The organism is Actinomadura terrae, from assembly GCF_022751215.1.
Classification (GTDB): domain Bacteria; phylum Actinomycetota; class Actinomycetes; order Streptosporangiales; family Streptosporangiaceae; genus Spirillospora; species Spirillospora terrae.
Map to the genome: position 1 here is coordinate 1,692,983 of NZ_JAICDG010000002.1, position 20,283 is coordinate 1,713,265.

Sequence of the window (20,283 nt, forward strand, 5' to 3'; positions counted from 1 at the left end):
CCGGGGGACCGTTGATCGAATCCGAGGAATTCGACGGCGGACGGGAGCGCGCGCGTGCGCAGACATTGGGTTTATGGCGTGCTGGCGGTGGAGCTCGCGGCGGTCCTGGTGTTCGCCGTCATGTACGACTCGCTGGACTTTCGCATCTACATGCTCGGCGGGCGCGCCATCGAGGACGGCTCGCGCCTGTATCTGGAGCAACTCGCCGCCCACTGGTATACGAACACGCCGTTCATGGCCGCGTTGTTCATTCCGCTGTCGGCCCTTCCGCTGACGGTCGTCCGGGTCGCCTGGCAACTGGCGTCGGTCGCCGCGTTCTCGTGGGCCTGCGTCAGCTCTCTGCGGCTTGCCGGATACCGGACGACACGCAGGACGGTCGCGACCGCCGTCGTCGCGGGAATGCTCCTGCAACCGATGTGGCAGTCCATTTTCCTGGGCCAGGTCAACATGTTCCTCATGGCGCTGGTCATGGCCGACGTCTGGCGGGTGGCGCGGGGGAGGCCGGCGGGGATCGGCATCGGGATCGCGGCCGCCATCAAGATCACACCGGCCATCTTCGTGGTCCTGCTGCTGGTCACGGGACGGATCAAGGCGGCCGTCACCGCGTCGGTGACGTTCGCCGTCTGCTCGCTCGCCGCGTTCGCGATCGCGCCGGACGCGTCGCGCCTGTACTGGCGGCACACCTTCTATGACACGTCCCGGGTCGGCGTCACCTACATCAGCAACCAGTCGCCGTTCGGTGCCGCCGCGCGCATCATGAAAGGCGTCGACAACGTCGGCGGGTGGTATCAGGCGGTCCCGCTGACGGCCGCCGTCCTCGGGCTGACGCTCGCGGTGTTCTGGGCGAGGCGGAACGACTGGTTGAGCGCCGCGGCCGTCACGGGAGCGACCGGCCTGCTCGTCTCGCCCATTTCCTGGGCGCACCACTGGGTGTGGGTGGCGCCAGCGCTGCTGGTGCTTCTCCGCAATGGCAGCCGTGTCATCGCGGGGTGCGGTTACGTGCTCTTCGTCCTGTCCCCGCTCTGGTGGACGCCGCATGGCGGAGTTCCCATGCAATACGGCTTCCACGGTCCGCTGACGATGGTCGCGAACTGCTATCTGGTTGCGGGGGTGTGCTTTCTCGTCTACATGGCCTCGCGGCTGAGGAACAGACCCGGGGCCGTGGCTCCCGAGCCTTTGCCGGAACCGGAGGCGAGGCGTCCGGCCCTGGCCTAGCCTTCGTCGAAGGAAAGGCCAGGGCGTCCACCCGGCAAGAGGGTGGACGCCCTGGAATCGCCGGTTCAGCGGCCGTTGCGGCGGCTGACTCTGCGGTCGGCGGCGGCGGGGGGCCTCAGCGGGGAGGACGCCCGGCGTGACGGCGGGGTGGCGCCGTTCTCAGCGGTTCCGCTCGACCTCGGCGATCTCGGCGGCGTCCGGACTCTCCGGAGGACCGGCGGGCCGCGCCCGTGCCGATCCTGCGGGGAACCTGGGAGCGGGACGCCGTGACGTCATGTGCGGGTTCTTCCTTTCACGCTGGTTCTTGCCTTTCACGCTGGTTCTGCCTAACACGCTGGCGGGGGGGAGCGTGCTGACCGCAGGGCCCTGCCGGTCTCCGGCGGGGCGACGCTTGCGGGGGGAGCGGGACGCGCCGCCTGCCGGTGCCTCGACTATTGACCATGCGGCTGGAAATTTCCATTTCCGGATTCGTGTGAATCGGTGCAGTAGAAGGGCCTGAGCGGGGAATCGCGGGACCGACCTGCGAACACTCCAGGCCGGCCCCGTCCTAACTGAATTATCGTCGGATTTTCAAGCGTCCAACGATGGTGCCTTGGGAGAAGGGCGCGGCCTGCACCGGGGGGCGGCTCGGCGCAGGCCGCGCCATGGGGGAGGGGCTAGAAGCCTGCCGTGATCTTGCTGAACTCCCACGGCTGCTGGCTGGTGCCGCTGCACTCCTCGGAGGTGCCGCCGCCGGGGCACGGACGGTCCCGGTTGACCGACCAGAAGGTGAACCTGACCAGGCCCTTGGACTTGGCCCAGTCGCGGATCTGGGTCCAGATCGCGGTGGTGGTGAGCTCATTCTGGTCCGACACGCCGTTCATGCCGGAGATGCCCATGTGGCCGTACGCCTGCGCGTCCGTCCAGCCGTAGGCCGACTTGAGGGTGTTCTTCAGACCCTCACTGGCGCTGACGGTGTTGCCGTACATGTCCGAACCGCCGTTGAAGTCGAACGGCATGATCGTGAACACGTCCACGTTGGCCTGGAGGGCCTTGGACTGGTCGATGAGCCGCTTGCCCCAGGTGTTCGGGCCGCTGGTGAAGGTGCCGAACGTGAGGATCGTCTGGATGCCGGGGTTCTTCTGCTTGATGATCTTCAGGGCGCCGAGGATGCGGTCCTGGACGGCCGCGCTCTCGAACTCGTCGGTGTTCTCGATGTCGATGTCGATCGCCTTGAGGTTGAAGGCGTCGATCACCTTCTGGTACGCACCGGCGAGCGCCTCGGGCGAGTTGCAGTTCGGGCCGAGCTTGTTGCCCGACCAGCCGCCGACGGACGGCAGCACGTCGCCGCCGGCCGCGCGGATCTTCGCGATCGCCTGGGCGTCCACGCCGCCGGTGAGCGGCCGCTGGCCGTCCCAGCTCGGGTTGCAGCCGCCGCCCGAGAGGATGAACGCCATCGTGAACCACTTGACCCCGCTGGCCTTCATGACCACGGTCGGGTCGGGCGGGCTGCCCCAGCCCATGTAGAGGTAGGGCGCCGCCTTGCCGACCGCGGGGGTGGTGCAGCCGGTGGTCGTCCCGGAGACGGCCTGGCTCGCGGGGGACTCGCCGACCGCGTTGTAGGCCTTGATCACGTAGGTGTGCGACGAGCAGGTCTCCAGGCCGGAGATCGTCGTGCTGGTGCCGCTGGTCGTGGCGCGCACGTCCGAGCCCTCGTAGACCCGGTAGCCGGTGACGTCGCCGCCGGGCGCGGTCCACGACAGCGTCAGCGAGGTGTCGGTGCGCTCGGACACGCTCGGCGAGGCCGGTGCCTTGGGGGCGCCCGGGGTCCCGTCGTCGGTGCAGGACGCGCCGTTCAGCGAGCAGTTCGTCGGGGTGCCCGTGCCGCTGACGAGGAAGCCGAAGGTCACCTTCGAGCCGTCGCCGATGGTGGTGTTGTACTCACGGTTGGTGAAGGTGGCGTGCTGCCCGGACTTGGTGAGGATCGCGTCCCAGTAGGACCCGATGGACGCGCCGGCGGGCAGGTCGAACTCCACCTTCCAGCCCGAGATCTGGGAGCCGGTGGTGTTGGTGATCGTGTACTTGCCCTCGTAGCCCGAGCCCCAGTCGGAGGCCTTGGTGAACGTGGCGGTCGCCGATGCGGCGGCGTTCGCCGGGACGGGGACCAGCAGGGCGATGACGAGCGCGCTGAGCGCGGTGAGGAGTGGGAGAAGTCTTCTCAATTTTTGCTCCCGGGTAGGAGACGCGGACACGCAGGAATCCCCCGAACCCCGAGTCGTTGACGTCGCATGGCGAGGTAACGCTGGCGGGGAGCGGGCCACAACCGACCTCGAATCATTAGGAAAGTTTCCTATCAGTCGGATGTACGGTAACCACCGCGTCGCCCACCGGCAAGACCTCACGGCGCTCGCCTCCGTTTCGCCTTCCAACCACCCCAGCTAAAGGACCGAACCAGCACGCCCACCATGAATATCGGCACCATCTGCCAACGATTACGCGCGTCCCTTGGCAGGCGACGCACAGAACCGCCGTTCATACCCCTGCGCGGGAACGGACACGGGCGGATGGATCGGACGAAAGTAGACGGTGAAGGTTTACGGCGAGGGAAAGCGCACGGCGAACGGCACACGGGCCCCCGCCCGGAGGCGGAGGCCCGTGATCGCCGGAACTTCCCGTTGGTTCTCCCCTGTCAGTCCTCCTTCGACGTGGGCAGCTTCGCGGCGATGAGGTCCATCACCGACGAGTCCTGCAACGTGGTCACATCGCCCAGCGAGCGGTTCTCCGCGACGTCCCGCAGCAGCCGGCGCATGATCTTGCCGGAGCGCGTCTTCGGCAGTTCCGGGACGACGAGGATCTGCCGGGGCTTCGCGATCGGGCCGATCTCCCGCGCCACGTGCTCGCGCAGCTCGGCGGCCAGCTCGGGGCCCTTGTCGGCGGTGCCGCCGCGCAGGATGACGAACGCGACGATGCCCTGCCCGGTCGTCGGGTCGGTCGCGCCGACCACCGCCGCCTCGGCCACCTGCGGGTTGGACACCAGCGCCGACTCCACCTCGGTCGTGGAGATGCGGTGCCCGGAGACGTTCATGACGTCGTCCACGCGGCCGAGCAGCCACAGGTCGCCGTCGCCGTCCTTCTTCGCGCCGTCCCCGGCGAAGTAGAAGCCCTGCTCGGCGAACCGCGACCAGTAGGTGTCGGCGTAGCGCTCCGGGTCGCCCCAGATTCCGCGCAGCATCGACGGCCACGGCTCGGTCAGGACGAGGTAACCGCCGCCGCCGTCGGGCACCGGGACGCCGTCGCCGTCCACCACGTCCGCGGCGATCCCCGGCAGCGCCACCTGCGCCGACCCGGGCTTGGCCGCGGTGACGCCCGGCAACGGGCTGATCATGATCGCGCCGGTCTCGGTCTGCCACCAGGTGTCCACGACCGGGGTGCGGCCGCCGCCGATCGTGTCGCGGTACCAGATCCACGCCTCGGGGTTGATCGGCTCGCCCACCGACCCGAGCAGCCGCAGCGACGACAGGTCGAACTTCGCGGGGATGTCGTCGCCCCACTTCATGAACGTGCGGATCGTCGTCGGCGCCGTGTAGAGCAGCGTGACCTTGTACTTCTGGATGATCTCCCAGAACCGGCCCCGGTGCGGCGTGTCGGGCGTCCCCTCGTACATCACCTGCGTCGCGCGGTTCGCGAGCGGCCCGTAGACGATGTAGGTGTGGCCCGTCACCCAGCCGATGTCGGCCGCGCACCAGTACACGTCGGTGTCGGGCTTCAGGTCGAACACGGCGTGGTGGGTGTAGGCGGCCTGGGTCAGGTAGCCTCCCGAGGTGTGCAGGATGCCCTTCGGCTTCGCCGTCGTCCCCGAGGTGTAGAGGATGAACAGCGGCTGCTCGGCGTCGAAGTACTCCGGCGTGTGCGCGCTCGGCTGCCGGTCGACGACGTCGTGCCACCACACGTCGCGTCCCTCGGTGAACGGCACCGCCTCGCCCGTCCGCCGGACGACGAGGACCCGCTCGATCCCGGTGCCCTCGGCCGCCTCGTCCGCCGCCGGCTTCAGCGCGTTCGGCTTGCCGCGCCGGAACCCGCCGTCGGCGGTGATCAGTATCCGGGCCCGCGCGTCCTCGATGCGGTTGCGCAGCGCCTCGGCGGAGAAGCCGCCGAACACGACCGAGTGCGGGGCGCCGAGCCGGGCGCAGGCCAGCATCGCGAACACGGCCTCGGGGATCATCGGGAGGTAGATCATCACCCGGTCGCCGGCCCGCACGCCGAGCTCGACGAGCGCGTTCGCGGCCTTGCACACCTCGTCCTTGAGCTGCGCGTAGGTGATCGTGCGGGTGTCGCCCGGCTCGCCCTCCCAGTGGATGGCGACCTGGTCGCCGTGCCCGGCGTCGACGTGCCGGTCGACGGCGTTGACCGCCACGTTGAGCAGACCGCCGTTGAACCACTTCGCGAACGGGGGGTCCCATTCGAGGGCGCTCGTCCAGGGGCGTCCCCAGTCGAGCCGCCGCGCCTGCTCCTCCCAGAACGCGATCCGGTCGGAGGCGGCCTCGGCGTACGCGGACGCGGTGACGTTGGCCTCGGCCGCCAGCCCGGACGGCGGCGGGAACCGCCGGTCCTCGGCCAGGAGGTTGGACAGGGTGTCCTTGGATGGGGGCATGTCGCTCACGGTCGCTCTCCTCTCGTCCGGCGGGGCGTCAGCCGATGGGCCAGGTGGGCATGACCGTGCGCTTCCAGGTCGAGTTCGTGACCGAGGCGAACGAGGTGTACCAGGCCAGGACGGCGGTGAGCAGGCCGAGGTAGCCGCCGACCTTGGTCATGTTCTCGTTGACGGTCAGGTCGCCGATCGTGAGGAACACGAACGTCGCGGTCAGGAACACGAACACGGCCGCGACCGCGCCGCTCACCCGCAGCGAGGCGATCGTCATGTACGCGGTGAAGATGGTCCAGCCGAGCAGGAAGACGCCGACCGCGTGGGTCGCCTGGTCGGCGGTCGCGCCGGTCGGCTTGTAGAAGAACAGGATTCCCGCGAACGCCAGCCAGAAGGCGCCATAGGAAGTGAACGCGAGGGCGCCGAAGGTGTTGTCCTTCCGGAACTCCCACATTCCGGCGGCGAATTGCGCGAGGCCGCCGTAGAAGAGCGCGAGGCCGAGCACGACGCTCTTCGTGCCCACCTCCAGGATGCCCGCGTTGACGCAGCTCAGCACGAACGTCGTCAGGGCGAACGCGGCGAGCCCGAGCGGCCCGGGGTCGGCGATTCCGGGCGCCGGCGCCACCTGCTCCGGAGCCCTGACCGGTAGCCTGCCCGCTTCGATATCGGCCATTCGATTTCCCTCCCGTCGCGCGTCTCACGACGCGAACAAGCGCTGATGAGGCGAACATAGGCCCGCGAACTCGGGCGAAATAGAGCAGGCCGGAGTCGATCGGCCAATGGCGAAACCCGGGCGATGGCGTGCGCCCGCGTCCGAGCGAACGGTCGATCCGTTACGACCAGCGGTGCACCCTGTTTACGACCAGCGGTTCGCGCGCAGCGTGTCGCCCGTGTCGGGCCCGGCCGGACGCACCGACTCGGGCGCGTGCATGCGCACCATCACCGACGCGATGTCCGCGCGCAGCCGCCCCCTGGTCAGCCGCGACACCACGATCATCACCAGGAACGCGATCGGGACGGTGAGCGCCGACGGCTCGGCCAGCAGCTCGCGCGGCCAGCCGTCCAGCCCGGGCAGGAGGGTCGAGACGATCACCGCGGCGGTGGCGAGGCCGCCGCCCGCGACCAGGCCCGCGGCGGCGCCCGCCGAGGTCAGCCCGCGCCACCAGATCCCGAGCAGCAGCAGCGGGCAGAACGACGACGCGGCGACCGCGAACGGCAGCCCGACCGCCCGCGCGATCGGCACCCCGCCCGTCGACATCGCGACCGCGAACGGGACGCAGATCGCCACCACCGTGCCGATCCGGAACGGGTGGAAACGCCGTATCCGGCCGCCGGAGCGGCCGCCCAGCATGTCCTGCGCGAGCACCCCGGCGACCGACATCGTCAGCCCGGACGAGGTCGACAGGAACGCCGCGAACGCGCCCGCCGTGACCAGCGCGCCGAGCAGCCGCCCGGCCGTGCCGGGCACGAGATGGCCGGGCAGCAGCAGCACGATCGCGTCGGCGTCGCCGGTCACCAGCAGTTCGGGCGCGTAGAGGCGGCCGAGCGCGCCGTAGGCGGTGGGCAGCAGGTAGAAGCCGCCGAGCAGGGCGAGGACGGCGAGCGCCGTGCGCCGCGCGGCCCGCCCGTCGGGGTTGGTGTAGAAGCGCACGAGGATGTGGGGGAGCCCCATCGTCCCGAGGAACGTCGCGATGACCAGCGAGTACGTCGCGTACAGCGGATGGCCGTGCCCGCCGCCGCCGTTGAGCGGCGAGGCCCACGCGTGGTTGCCCGCGATCGCCGAGCCGTCCATGACCGGCGCCGCCGACCCGGCCGGGAACGTCAGCCGGGCCTCCTCGGCGACCGTGTGCCGCCCGGCGGCCAGGGGGAGGGACGCGTCGGCGCGCCGCCCGTCCACGACGCCGTGCGCGGTCACCGTCACCGGGACGCGCACGTCGATGCGCGTGGCGGTGTCGAACCGCACGGTCGTCGCCGCCGCGAACTCCGGCGCGTCGTGCGCGGTCACCGGCGGCGCGCCCCGGCTCGACCAGGCGAACCCGACGAACAGCAGCGGGATCGTGATCGCGGTGATCTTCACGCAGTACTGGAACGCCTGCACGGCGGTGATGCTGCGCATCCCGCCGACCGACACGCTCGCGACCACCACGACCACGATGATCAGCGCGCCCAGCCACGGCGGCGCACCGGTGATCACGTGCAGGGTCAGCGACGCGCCGCGCAGCTGCGGGACGAGGTAGAGCCACCCGACGACGATCACCAGCACGCTCGACATCCGCCGCACCACCGGCGACCCGAGCCGCGCCTCGGCGAAGTCGGGCAGCGTGTAGGCGCCCGAGCGCCGCAGCGGCGCCGCCACCAGCAGCAGCAGGACGAGGTACCCGGCGGTGTAGCCGACGGGATACCAGAGCATGTCGGCGCCATAGGCCATGACCAGCCCGGCGACGCCGAGGAACGAGGCCGCCGACAGGTACTCGCCGCTGATCGCGGAGGCGTTCCAGATCGGCGAGACGGTACGGGAGGCGACGTAGAAGTCCGACGTCGTCCGCGACCGGCGCAGGCCGCGGCTGCCGATCAGGACCGTGACCACGGTGACGACCGCGATCGCGACGACCGCGTACCCGGAGCTCACGAACGGTCGACCAGGTCCTCGAACTCGTGCTCGTTGCGCTCGGCCTGGCGCACGTAGAGCACGGCGCCCGCGACCAGGCCCGGGTAGACCAGCACGCCGAGCAGCAGCCACGGCAGCGGCAGCCCCGCGACGTTCAGGCTCCGCACCTGCGGTACGAACGCGAACACCAGCGGCAGCGCGCCGAGCAGCACCCCGAACAGCGCGCACACCCGGATCGCCAGGTGCAGCTGGACGCGCATCAGCGACCGGATCATCAGGTCGCCGAGCTGGGTCTGCTCGTGCAGGTCGCGGCGGCCGCCCGCGCCGGGACGCAGCCGCGTCGCCCGCCCGGCGCTGCGCTGCACCCGGACGCGCTTCGGCGGCTCGTCCCCGGTCACGGGCGGTGCGCCCCGGGCCGCGCGTGCCGGACGAGCCGGTCGCGCAGCGCGCGCGTGTTGCGGCGGCTGACCGGCAGCCGCATGTCGCCGACCCGCACCGCGCACCGTCCCGACTCGATGTACATCTCGTCGATGTAGGCGAGCGCGACCAGGTGCGAGCGGTGCACGCGGACGAACCCCGCGTCGCTCCACGCCTCCTCAAGCGCGGTCAGCGACGTGCGGACGAGGTAGCTCTCCCGCTGCGTGTGCAGCCGCGCGTAGTCGCCGTGCGCCTCGGCGTACCGCACCTCCGACCGCCGGACGAACCGGGTGACCCCGACCAACTCGACCGGGATCATCTCGTCCTCGGGGGCGACCTCCTGGCGCGTCCGTCCCGAGACGGCCTCCACGACGCGCCGCACGGCCTCGGCGAGCCGCTCCTGCGCGACGGGTTTGAGCAGGTAGTCGACGGCGCCCAGTTCGAAGGCGTCCACCGCGTGCGTCTCGTAGGCGGTGACGAACACGATCTTGGGCGGCCGCTCGAAGTGCGCGAGCACCCGCGCGAGGTCGAGGCCCGACAGCCCCGGCATGCGGATGTCGAGGAACAGCGCCGCGACCGCCCCGTCCTCCAGGGCGCGCAGCGCGGCCGCGCCCGTGGCCGCCGTCGACACCCGGCACACCCGGTCGTCGGCGGCCAGCAGGTAGGCCAGGTCCTCGATCGCGGGCAGCTCGTCGTCCACGACGAGGACGTGCAGGCCCTCCTCGACGCTCTCCTCGGCCAGACTGGTCAAGAGACGCTCACCCCCGCCTTGTACTTCGGGATCCGCAGGCTGACCTTCGTGCCCGCGCCCGGCCCGGTCTCGATGACCAGGCCGAACGCGGTGCCGTACACCTGGCGCAGCCGTTCGTCGACGTTGACGAGGCCGACCGAGTCGCCGCCGGGCTGCTCGCCGTCCAGCGCCCGGCGGATGTACTCGGGGTCCATGCCGACGCCGTCGTCCTCCACGCTGAGCAGGCACTCCTGCCCGGCGTCCTCGGCCACGATCGTGACGTGCCCGACCCCGGTCTTGTGTTCGAGCCCGTGCCGGACGGCGTTCTCCACCAGCGGCTGGACGCACAGGAACGGCACCGCGACCGGCAGCACCTCCGGCGCGATCCGCAGGCTGACCCGGAGCCGGTCGCCGAACCTGGCGTGCTCCAGCAGCAGGTACCGGTCGATCGAGCGCAGCTCCTCGGCGAGCGTCGTGAACTCGCCGTGGTTGCGGAAGGAGTACCGGGTGAAGTGCGCGAACTCCAGCAGCAGCTCGCGGGCGCGGTCGGGCTGGGTGCGGACGAACGCGGCGATCGTCGTCAGCGAGTTGTAGATGAAGTGCGGCGAGATCTGCGCGCGCAGCGCCCGCACCTCCATCTCCGCGAGCCGGGTGCGGGAGCGGTCCAGCTCCGCGAGCTCCAGCTGCGTGGACACCCAGCGCGCGGTCTCGCCGACCGCGCGGACGAGGCCCGCGGTGGCGGCCGAGTCGTAGGCGGCGAGCGTCCCGACGACGTGGTCGCCCGCCGTCAGCGGCGCGATCACCGCGTGCACGAGCGGGCAGTCGGGGTCCTCGCAGGCGACCTGGTCGGCCTTGAGGACCACGCTGCGTCCGGTGCCGACGGGGTGCCGCGCGTGCCGGACGGCGTCGCCCGCGTGCGCCTCGCCGGTGCCGTCCCAGGCGAGCAGCGCGCGGCCGTCGGTGACCGCGACCGCCTGGCAGCCGAGCAGGGTCCGCAGGTGCCGCGCGGCGCGTCCGGCGCCCTGGGCGTCCAGGCCGCCGCGCAGCGTGCGCGCCGCGACCGAGACCGTGTGCAGCGTCTGGTAGGTCGCCTGCTCCGCCGGGCCGCCGAGGTAGCGGCGCGATCGGGTCACCAGCCGCAGCAGGACCCCGACGGCGAGGATCGCGCCGGTGATGGCGAGGGTGGCCAAAGTCGTCTGCATCCGCACGCCCTTGATCGCAACTGCCGCAACTATGACACGCCTGTTTCGGGCATATCAATGGCGAGTTTCGGTCAATGAACGGGCGACTGAACCGTGGGGCCCCTGTCAGGGCCCCACGGTCAGCGTCACCTCTCGGTGAGTGAGCGGATCAGTGGTTGAACGGCGTGAGCGCGTTCCAGAACCCGCAGTGGTGCTGCTTGCCGATCTCGGTGGTCAGCTCGCTCGTTCCGGCGGGCGCCATCGACAGCACGTTCGGGTTGCGCTTGGTGAACTTCGGCCAGTACGGCGCGCCGGGGACGGTCGGGTCGCCGGTGCGGGCGAAGCCCGTCCACTGGTTGGTGATCTGGTTGCCGAGCGCCTGCTGGTTCGGGTTCGGCGGGACCGGGCCGGGGGAGAGGAACTGGTTCTCGCCGACGTGGAACGACCCGTTCGGCTTGGTCTTGTCCAGCCAGGACGCGGGCGGGGCGTCGGCGTTGTCGGTCTGGTAGGCGAACACGGTCAGGTGCTTGGCGAGCCGCTGGTCGTTGAGCAGCGCCGGGCACACGGAGTTGGAGTCGGCGACGATCGTCCGGTAGGCGATGAACGCCGACGGCTCCGGGAACCGCTCCAGCGGGTACAGGTCGAACACGGCGTTCGCGTGCGGCCCGTACTGCTGCCGGACGAGGCGCCGGTAGTCCGCCGGGGTCTCGGCGTTCTCCAGCTGGGTCTCGTCGCGGTCGACGCCGTGCATCAGCGTGACGTCGTTGACCTTGCCCTTCTTGAACGCCTCGGCGGGCGACATCGGCAGCGTCTTCCCGTCGGCGATCGGCGCGATCGTGCCCTTGTCGGGGCCGAGCCCGTCACCGGACTTGTCCAGCAGCGTCTGCACCGGCACCTTGCGCAGGCAGGCCGCCTTGTCGGCGGTGTTCTCGCAGCCGAGGACCTTCGCGAACCGCGCGCCGGCCTGCTGCGCCTGCTTCTCGGTCGGCAGCTGCGACTTGCAGTCGCCGGGCTGCCAGGACGTGTTGACGGTGCCGCCGCGCAGCGAGTTGTACTCGCCGCTCTGCGCGATGCCCTTCTGGAACAGGCCCTTCGCGGTCGGCGACACGGTGTTGGAGCAGACGCTCGCGCCGCCCGCCGACGCGCCGTAGATCGTCACGTTGTTCGGGTCGCCGCCGAACTTGGCGATGTTGCGCTTCACCCAGCGCAGCGACTCCTGCTGGTCCTGGATGGCCCAGTTCCCCGAGTGCTCGCCGAGCGAGGCGTGCGCCATGAACCCGAAGATGCCGAGCCGGTAGTTGACGCCGACCTGGACGAGGTTGCCCGCCTTGGCGAGGTGGCTGCCGTCCGCGGGCTTGCCGAGCAGCCAGCCGCCGCCGTGGAACTCCACCATGACCGGCAGCTTCTTGCCGCGCGGGTTCTCCGGTGCCCGGACGTTGACGTTGAGGCAGTCCTCGTTGGTCGACCCGGCGCCGAGCGCGGCCGACTGCGGGCACGTCGGCCCGTTCTCGGTCGCGGGCAGCGTCGAGGTCCAGGCCGGGCGCTTCTGCGGGGCGGCCCAGCGCAGGTTCCCGACCGGGGCCGCCGCGTAGGGGACGCCGAGCCAGGACCTGACGCCGTCCTTGACGACGCCGCAGACGGAACCGGTGTCGGTCTGGACGGTCGTCCCGTCCGCGCACTCGCCGGCGGCCGCCCGGACCGTGGTGCCGGACGCGGAGGGGATCGCGCCGGTCAGCGATGTCATCAGTAGGGCGACCAGGGTCGCGGCGGCGGCCAGCATGGATGTGGTGACCGGATTTCGGAGACGCGTCGGCCTCATGCGGTTGCTCCCTTGTCATGGACTCATGGACGTCGTCATGGACGACGGAGCGGTCGTCGTCACCGAGTGGAAAGCGCCTGACGTGCGAGGATTGTGATCGGCGAACCGAACGATAAGGCGATCCGGACGAACCGGACAGCCCCCGGGGAGGCCACTATCGGCAAACGGTGAGACCGGGTCGTCCGCGAGCGCGGCGCCTCCGATGAACGGTCGGTTCCCCGCGATGAACGCCTTTTCAGGACAAGTCATGACATGTCGGGCAGAATGCTGACTCTCGGCTGCGGCCGCCGAACTCCCCGAGCCGGAGGGACAATTCCGGCAAATCCGTATAAGTCGCCCGTCCATCGCACGTTTTGTGCCGTTCGTCCGGCCGGGAACGGTCCGCTCGGCGCATGAATCCGGCTGCTCAACGCAGCGGCGGCGACCGCGTCTTCGCCGCGCCGCCCGATCATGGCACGCTCCGGGCCTGCCCCGCATCGAGCAGGAGGGACCCTGTGACATGAGAAGACGGCGCGAATCGAGAGAACCGCGCGGCGCGGGCCGCGCGACCCGGCCGGTCGGGCAGGGACGCCTCCGGCTGATGGTGCTCGGCACCGCCGCGCTCGCCCTCGGCGGCACCGCGGCGGTCCCCGGGGCGCCGGCCTCCGCCGCGGCCCCCGGCGCGTCGGAGCACTGCGAGTTCACCGAGCAGAAGGACGTCGGCACGAAGATGCGCGACGGCACCGTCCTGCGCTCGAACGTGCTCACCCCGAAAGGCAAGGGGGATTTCCCCGTCATCCTCATGCGCCTGCCCTACAACAAGGAGGGCGCGGAGGACTTCTTCTACGACAAGCCGGCCGGCTACGCCTCGGCCTGCTACGTCGTCGTGGTGCAGGACGTCCGCGGCCAGTACAAGTCGGACGGCGACTTCTACCCCTACCGCACCGAGGGCACCGACGGCTACGACACGATCGAGTGGGCCGCCCGCCTGCCGCACTCCAACGGCAAGGTCGGGATGTACGGGTTCTCCTACCCGGGCCTGACGCAGTGGATGCCCGCGACGCTGCGCCCGCCGCACCTCGTCACGATCATCCCGGCGTTCACCTCGTCCGACTACTACGACGGCTGGACGTACGAGGGCGGAGCGATGTACCAGTCGTTCACGCAGTCGTGGCCGCTGTTCTCGCTCGCCAACAGCTCCGTCCGCAAGTACCCGGACGGCGCGAAGCTCGACGCGGAGATGAACAAGGCGAACCAGCAGCTGTTCAGCAAGTGGTACTGGTCGCTGCCGCTGAACAAGTTCCCGCCGCTGTACCCCAAGGACAAGCGCGTCGCCCCGTACTACTACGACTGGGTCAAGCACCCGAGCAACGACGCCTACTGGCAGCGCTGGAGCATCCGCACCCGCTACCCGCAGGTCACGGTCCCCTCCTTCAACTTCGGCGGCTGGTACGACATCTTCCTGGACGGCACCGCCGAGAACTTCGCCGGGATGCGCGCCAAGGGCGGCTCCCCGGCCGCCCGGCAGGGCAGCACACTGCTGCTCGGCCCCTGGACGCACGGCGGCCACGGCACCCGCTCGGGCGCGCTCGACTTCGGCCCGGACGCCGCCGTCGACGTCGACGCCCTCCAGCTCCGCTGGTTCGACCACTGGCTCAAGGGCGCGAAGAACGGCGTCGAGAAGGACCCGGCCGTCAAGGTCTTCGTCATGGGCGCCAACAAGTGGCGCACCGCGAACGCCTGGCCGATCCCCGGCACGGTGAACACGAAGTACTACCTGAACAGCGAGGGCAGCGCGAACACGATCACCGGTGACGGCACGCTGAGCACGACCCCGCCGTCCGGCCGCCGCGAGCCCGACCGCTACCGCTACGACCCCGACAACCCGGTGCCGAGCTTCGGCGGCCGCTTCCAGAGCTCGGTGCCCGGCGGCCCGCAGGACCAGCGGCTCATCGAGCAGCGCCCGGACGTCCTCGTCTACAACACCCCGACGCTGGAGAAGGACACCGAGGTCACCGGGCCGATCTCGGTCACGCTCTACGCCTCATCCTCGGCGAAGGACACCGACTTCACGGCCAAGCTCACCGACGTCGCGCAGGACGGCACGTCGATGCTGATCCAGTACGGCATCCAGCGCGCCCGCTACCGCGACTCGCTGGAGCACCCGTCGCTGATCAAGCCCGGCAAGGTCTACAAGTACACGATCAAGATCTGGCCGACCGGCAACGTCTTCAAGGCCGGGCACAAGCTGCGCCTGGAGATCTCCAGTAGCAACTTCCCGATGTACGACCGCAACCCGAACACCGGAAAGGAGTTCGGCACCGACCGGCACACCCGGGTCGCGGACCAGACCATCTACCACGACGCCGACCACCCCTCCTCGATCACCCTCCCCATCCAGCCGACCCCCATCGGCTGACCTGAGCCAGGCGGGCGTCCCCCTCCCCCCGGGGACGCCCGCCCCCCGCTTTTCGCTCACATCGGGCCTATTACGGCTTCGGTTCGCGTGCAATTCTCGCTGTAAGCCGGGCGATATGTCGGTTGAATACCTTTGATGTTCCCTTGATCCTCTGGAGGTCTTGGAGGGCCTGTCTAAGCCCTGTCGTCCTTGACGCGTAGTTTCCTGCAAGGTATGCATGCAAGTTCGATGGCCACGAATCCGGAAGCCGACGGAACACCACGCGCGCACGTCAACGAGCTGGGCGGAGTCGTCGCCGGGCCTGTCGTGCAGATGAGGGACGTCCACGGCGGGATGCATTTCCATGGCGCACCGGACACCCCGCCGGTGCCCCGGCAGCTTCCCGGGTCCGGCCGGCTCGTCGACCGCGCCGGCACCCTCGCCGACCTCGGCGCGGGGACGTCCGCCCACGAGGCCATCGTCGTGAGCGGACCGGCCGGGATCGGCAAGACGACCGTCGTCCTCCACTGGGCGCGGAGCATCGTCGCGCACTTCCCCGACGGGCAGCTCTACGCCGACCTCCAGGGGCACTCGGCCGCGGGCCCCGTCCGGCCGGCGGAGGTGCTCGGACGCTTCATCCACGCGCTCGGCCTCCCCGACGCGCGGATTCCGGCCGGGCTGGCCGAGCGCACCGCCCTCTACCGGTCCCTCGCCGCGAGCCGCCGGCTGCTCGTCGTCCTGGACGACGCGTACTCGGCGGCGCAGGTCGGGCCGCTGCTGCCCGGCGCGCTCGGGAGCGTCGCCGTGGTGACGAGCCGGTGGCGGCTGGCCGGGCTGATGGTGCGCGGCGCCCGCAGCGTCCAGGTCGGCCCGCTGGGCCGCGACGACGCGCTGGAGCTGCTGCGGGCGGTGCTCGGGCCGGGCCGGGTCGCCGCGGAGCCCGACATGGCCGTGCTGCTGGTCGAGCAGTGCGAGCGGTCGCCGCTGGCGCTGAGCATCGCGGCGGCGCGGCTCGTCACCCGCCCCCGGTGGACGCTGGCGCGGATGGCGCGGTCGCTGGCCGAGGAGCGCGGGCGCCTCGCGGTGCTGGCGACGCAGGACGCGGAGGACGACATGACGATCAAGGCCGCGCTGACGCTCTCGTACCGGAACCTGCCCGAGGACGCCCGGCGCCTGTACCGCATGCTCGGCGTCCACCCGGGGCCGACGTTCGACGGGGCGATGGCCGCCGCGCTCGCGGGCGTCCCCGTCGCGGAGGTGGAGGACGGGCTCGACCTGCTCACCGAGGCCAACCTGCTGGACGACCTCCCCGCGGGCCGGTACCGCTTTCAGAGCCTGGTCCGGTTGCACGCGCTCGAACTGGCCGAGGCCGACGAGCCGGAGGACGTGCGCCGCGCCGCGATACGGCGCCTGGCGGAGTGGGCGGTGGTCGCGGCGCTCGCGGCGAGCGGGGTCATCTCTCCCTACCGGCGGCTGCCCGACCCCGGCTTCCCCACTCCGGACCCGCCGCGGTTCACCGACGCTACGGGCGCCGTCGACTGGCTGGACGAGGAGTTCGGGAACCTCCGCGCGATCGCCGCGACCGCCGTGGACCTGGGCCTGTACCGCCACGCCCGGCTGCTGGTGGACGCGAGCTGGCCGCTGTTCATGCACCGCGGGCACCACGCGGAGCGCCTCGCCTTCGACCGGACGGGGCTCGCGGCGGCGCGCGCCGAGGGCGACCCGGAGGCCGAGGCCAAGATGCTCAACCGGACCGGCCTCGCGTTACGCCAGCTCGGCCGCCTGGACGAGGCCGCCGCGGAGTTCACCGCGGCGCTCGACCTGTGGCGGCGGCTGGACGTCCCCTCCAGGATCGCGGGCACCCGGCGCAGGCTCGGCCTGCTGGCGCTGGACCGGGGCGCCCTGGCCGAGGCCGCCGACCAGTTCGGCGCGGCCCTCGACGCCTACCGCGCGGCGGGTGAGGATCGCCGCGCGGCGCTCACGCTGTGCGACCTCGGCGCGACCCTGATCAAGGACGGGCGCGCCGCCGCGGCCGTGACCGCGCTGACCGAGGCGGGGCGTTCGCTGGCCACCGCGTCCGACCCCTACAACGAGGCCCGCTCCCTCGTGCTGCTCGGCCAAGCCCACGCGCGGCTCGCCGACCTCGCGGCCGCGTCCGCCGCCGTCGAACAGGGCCTGGCGGCGATGCGCGGGATCGGGTCGGCGCTCGGCGAGGCGGACGCGCTGCACGTCCTCGGCGACCTCGCCGTCCAGGCGGGCGACCCGGCCGCGGCCCGGCTTCGCTACCTGCGCGCCCGCGAGATCCTCGGCGACACCGGCGCCTCGACCGGCGCCCTGGACGCCGCCCTCGCCGCCATCGAGCCGGAGCCGGGCCCGGGGCACGAAACGCCGGGCTAGCGGCCGGGCCGCCGCCGTCGCGGACCCGCGACGGCGGCGACCCCGCTCAACTCACGCGCTCCTCAAATGGAGCACGGTGGCGGGCGGCGGCGCCGACGCGCGGCGCCGCGCCAGCTCGCCGCAGGAGAGCGACACCGCGGCCGGCAGCCGGTGGCCGATCTTCCACCCGGCGTGCAGCACCCCGGCCTGGAGCGCCGCGACCGGATCGCCGGTGCGCAGCCACTCCGCCAGGAACGTCGCGAACAGCGCGTCCCCCGCCCCGGAGGTGTTGACGATGCGCGGGGGAGGCACCGCCGCGACATGGACGAGCGAGCCGTCCCGCAGGCCGAGGAGTGCTCCACCGGCTCCGAGGCCGACGCCGACCATCTCGCAGCCGTAGCGGGCGAACATCCCGTCGATCCAGGCGCTCGGGTCGGGCAGCCGCTCGTGGCTGCCGAACACGATCGCCGCCCGCTCCAGCCACGGCCGGTCGTACGCGCCGTCCAGCCCGGCGACCAGGTGGACGTCGACCGCGATCGGCACCCCCAGCGCGGCGGCCGGCTCGACCAGCGGTCGGACGAACCGGGCGTTCGTCAGCACCAGCAGGTCCGCGCCGCGCGCCTGCTCCGCCAGCACCTCGAAGGGGTAGCGGAACCCGTCGACCGGGTCGAGGTGGGGGAGTCCCATCCGCCGCCCGTCCGGGTCGACCAGCACGATCCCCGACGAGGACGCCTCCGACTCGACCACCCCGGGGCCGAGCAGGCCGTCCAGGACGAGGCCCGAGCGGATGAGCGTGCCCGCCAGATCACGGCCCACGACGCTGCACAGCCGGACGTCGACGCCGAGCGCGCGGTGCACCCTGGCGATGTGCGCGGCCGCGCCCGAGACCCCGACATGCCCCCACAGCGGCGGGCACGTCGGGGCGTAGCGGACCGGGAACGCCTCCACGCCCACGGTGGTGTAGCAGCTGGCCGCGCCCGCGACGACGACCTTCGCCCTTCTCGACGCGACTTTCATGAGCGCGGCGCTCATGACGCGGCCCTGCCCGCGTCGTGGCCGTCGGGCAGCGCCGTGACCTGCACGCGTCCCACCGTCTCCAGGTAGCCGGGTCCGGCGCCGGCCGACGCCCGGAACCGGCCGACGACGAGCACCGTCCTCGGCAGCTCCGCGACCGCGAGCCCGGCCGCCGTCCAGCAGTACAGGAACGAGCCGCAGATCGGCGCCCACAGCTCGTCCGCGCTGGAAGGGCCGCGCGTCGAGACGACCGAGCCGTCCCGCGTCACCACCAGGTGGCCGCGGGGCCTCCGGCCGACCGCCACGCTGCATCCGGGGTACCGGTCGAGCGTCCTGCGGAGCCGGTCCCGCAGGCCGAACGGGACGTGGAGCACGCGGTCCACGAGGACGTCGGCGAGGTCCCGCCGGTCCGTCCCGGCGCGGGGATCGGGGCCGGCGTCGCGGCGCCGGCCATGGCGCCCGTCGCAGTCCGCGACGACGTGCGCGTCGGTGCACAGCGGGACGCCGAGCCGCGCGGTGTCCCGGGCGTCCTGCTCGCCGAAGAGCAGCAGCCGCGGCTCGTGGGGGCGGCCGCCCCTCGGGATGGTCAGGACGGCGGGCGAGCCGCTCTCGCCCCCGCCGTCCGGGCGGGTCAGGCAGAGCACGCGGTCCAGCGCGAACAGGCGGGTCACGACGAGGCCGCCCATCCTGGCTTCGTTCGACATCACGGCCCTCACCTCGCCAGGTACGGCGGGATGGCCGGCAGCGCCACCGGCACGGTGGCCGGCTGTTTCAGCCGCAGCTGCCGGTAGATGAGCTGCCGCATGTTGCGGTTGAACCGGCCCGGCTCGGAGGTCAGCCGCCCGATCACGTCCCGGTGCCGCTCGGGCTCGAACTCCTCGGCCGCCTGGAGCAGCTGCCTGCGCAGCGACCCGCGCCGGGAGACGCGCGGGGCGACCGAGCCGAGCAGCGACTGCGCGGACCCGGGCTGGCAGTCCGCGGCGGCGAAGCTGCCCAGCAGGACGGGCACGCCGGTGACCGCCCCGTAGGCGGTGACCGAGCCGTGGTCGCCGATCACGAAGTCCGCCGCCGCGAGGACCGACCGCCAGTCCGCCTCCGGCGGCACGAGGCTCAGCCCGCGCCGCAGGCAGTCCGCGAACCACGCCCTGACCTGCCAGGTCCCGTAGCCGAACCAGACGTTCGGGTGCAGCATCGCGACGACCTGGAACTCCTCCTCGGGCAGCTCGTCGGGCAGCCGCGACCACAGGCCGGCGTGCCGTCCGAACAGCGACTTCGGCCCCCACGTCGAGGTGACGACGACGAGCCTGCGCCCGTCCCCGGCCCCGAGCGCGACCTGGTAGGACGGGCGGCAGGCGAGGCTCGCGACCAGCGTGTCGTAGCTCGGGTCGCCGCAGATGACGGCGGCGGGCACCGCCTCCGGGCACGACCGGCCGAGGTGGCCGAGGTCCTCGTCGTGCGCGAGGACGATGGAGGACGGCACGAGCGCGCCGTCGTGCACCAGCCGCTGCGAGTCCAGGTCGTAGGCCGCGCGTGCGCCCACCGCGCGGCCCCTGCCCCGGACGACCAGCTTGTTGTGCCCCGCGCCGTGCGGCATGACGATCAGCGGCGCGTGCACCTCGTGGAGCCCTTGCAGGCTCGCCGCCAGCGCCAGGTCGAACTCCGTGCGCGTCGCCTGCTCCCAGGGCACCTGCGCGGCGCCGATCCCCGCGAGCAGATCCCCGACCCCGTCCGCGAACGGGTCGGGAGCCTGGGTGAAGACGACCTGGATCCGCAGGTCGTTCTCCAGTACCCGGGCGGCCTCCAGCAGCCGCTGCCCGGATGTGACGGTATGGACGACGACCAGCACGGTCTTGCACTCGCGCCGTGTCGCCCACCGCTCGGCGCCGAGCCCCACCGGGACCGGGCGCCATTGACTTACGGACATC

The 20,283-nt window shown here is 71.8% G+C and carries 14 protein-coding genes; 3 read left to right on the forward strand and 11 right to left on the reverse strand.

The genetic code is table 11. The features are described from left to right. Positions 1 to 54 precede the first annotated feature (54 nt). Complete coding sequence (locus K2F47_RS17760) at positions 55 to 1,215, forward strand: glycosyltransferase 87 family protein (protein WP_242904758.1); 1,161 nt, start codon at positions 55 to 57, stop codon at positions 1,213 to 1,215. A 656-nt stretch (positions 1,216 to 1,871) separates the two neighbouring features. Here K2F47_RS17760 and K2F47_RS17765 read toward each other — a convergent pair. The 8 genes from K2F47_RS17765 to K2F47_RS17800 all read right to left on the reverse strand — a co-directional run bounded on the left by K2F47_RS17765 (position 1,872) and on the right by K2F47_RS17800 (position 12,591). Further along, the gene (locus K2F47_RS17765) at positions 1,872 to 3,416 is read right to left on the reverse strand and encodes a cellulose binding domain-containing protein (RefSeq protein ID WP_242904764.1); all 1,545 of its coding nucleotides are present in this window, start codon (positions 3,414 to 3,416) and stop codon (positions 1,872 to 1,874) included. A 467-nt stretch (positions 3,417 to 3,883) separates the two neighbouring features. Beyond that, entirely contained in the window at positions 3,884 to 5,845 is a 1,962-nt protein-coding gene (acs, locus tag K2F47_RS17770) for an acetate--CoA ligase (RefSeq protein ID WP_242906002.1), read from the reverse strand. 37 nt (positions 5,846 to 5,882) lie between these two features. Beyond that, the gene (locus K2F47_RS17775; protein WP_242904766.1) at positions 5,883 to 6,509 is read right to left on the reverse strand and encodes an acetate uptake transporter; all 627 of its coding nucleotides are present in this window, start codon (positions 6,507 to 6,509) and stop codon (positions 5,883 to 5,885) included. A 183-nt stretch (positions 6,510 to 6,692) separates the two neighbouring features. Beyond that, a complete protein-coding gene (locus K2F47_RS17780; RefSeq protein ID WP_242904768.1) occupies positions 6,693 to 8,465 on the reverse strand; it encodes a sodium/solute symporter in 1,773 nt (590 codons plus the stop codon). Continuing rightward, complete coding sequence (locus tag K2F47_RS17785; protein ID WP_242904770.1) at positions 8,462 to 8,842, reverse strand: hypothetical protein; 381 nt, start codon at positions 8,840 to 8,842, stop codon at positions 8,462 to 8,464. The genes K2F47_RS17780 and K2F47_RS17785 overlap by 4 nt, the downstream gene beginning before the upstream one ends. Then, on the reverse strand, positions 8,839 to 9,612 hold the full coding sequence (locus K2F47_RS17790) for a LytR/AlgR family response regulator transcription factor (RefSeq protein WP_242904772.1): 774 nt from the start codon (positions 9,610 to 9,612) through the stop codon (positions 8,839 to 8,841). Before K2F47_RS17790 ends, K2F47_RS17785 begins: the two co-directional genes overlap by 4 nt. Further along, entirely contained in the window at positions 9,609 to 10,793 is a 1,185-nt protein-coding gene (locus K2F47_RS17795) for a histidine kinase (RefSeq protein ID WP_242904774.1), read from the reverse strand. Before K2F47_RS17795 ends, K2F47_RS17790 begins: the two co-directional genes overlap by 4 nt. A 148-nt stretch (positions 10,794 to 10,941) precedes the next feature. Next, positions 10,942 to 12,591 (reverse strand): carboxylesterase/lipase family protein, encoded by a 1,650-nt coding sequence (locus K2F47_RS17800; RefSeq protein WP_242904775.1) that lies wholly within the window; start codon positions 12,589 to 12,591, stop codon positions 10,942 to 10,944. A gap of 499 nt (positions 12,592 to 13,090) precedes the next feature. On the opposite strand from K2F47_RS17800, the gene K2F47_RS17805 reads away from it, so the two are divergent. Continuing rightward, positions 13,091 to 14,989 (forward strand): CocE/NonD family hydrolase, encoded by a 1,899-nt coding sequence (locus K2F47_RS17805; RefSeq protein WP_242904785.1) that lies wholly within the window; start codon positions 13,091 to 13,093, stop codon positions 14,987 to 14,989. 228 nt (positions 14,990 to 15,217) lie between these two features. Then, complete coding sequence (locus K2F47_RS17810; RefSeq protein WP_242904799.1) at positions 15,218 to 17,365, forward strand: ATP-binding protein; 2,148 nt, start codon at positions 15,218 to 15,220, stop codon at positions 17,363 to 17,365. 51 nt (positions 17,366 to 17,416) lie between these two features. Here K2F47_RS17810 and K2F47_RS17815 read toward each other — a convergent pair whose 3' ends face one another. From K2F47_RS17815 to K2F47_RS17825, 3 genes are read right to left on the reverse strand one after another with little or no spacing between them, the layout of a single operon-like run. Continuing rightward, positions 17,417 to 18,376, reverse strand: coding sequence for a carbohydrate kinase family protein (locus K2F47_RS17815; RefSeq protein ID WP_242904806.1), 960 nt, complete (start codon positions 18,374 to 18,376; stop codon positions 17,417 to 17,419). Next, a complete protein-coding gene (locus tag K2F47_RS17820) occupies positions 18,373 to 19,065 on the reverse strand; it encodes a hypothetical protein (protein ID WP_242904808.1) in 693 nt (230 codons plus the stop codon). Before K2F47_RS17820 ends, K2F47_RS17815 begins: the two co-directional genes overlap by 4 nt. A gap of 5 nt (positions 19,066 to 19,070) precedes the next feature. Continuing rightward, positions 19,071 to 20,282, reverse strand: coding sequence for a hypothetical protein (locus K2F47_RS17825; protein WP_242904810.1), 1,212 nt, complete (start codon positions 20,280 to 20,282; stop codon positions 19,071 to 19,073). Position 20,283: the final 1 nt, after the last annotated feature.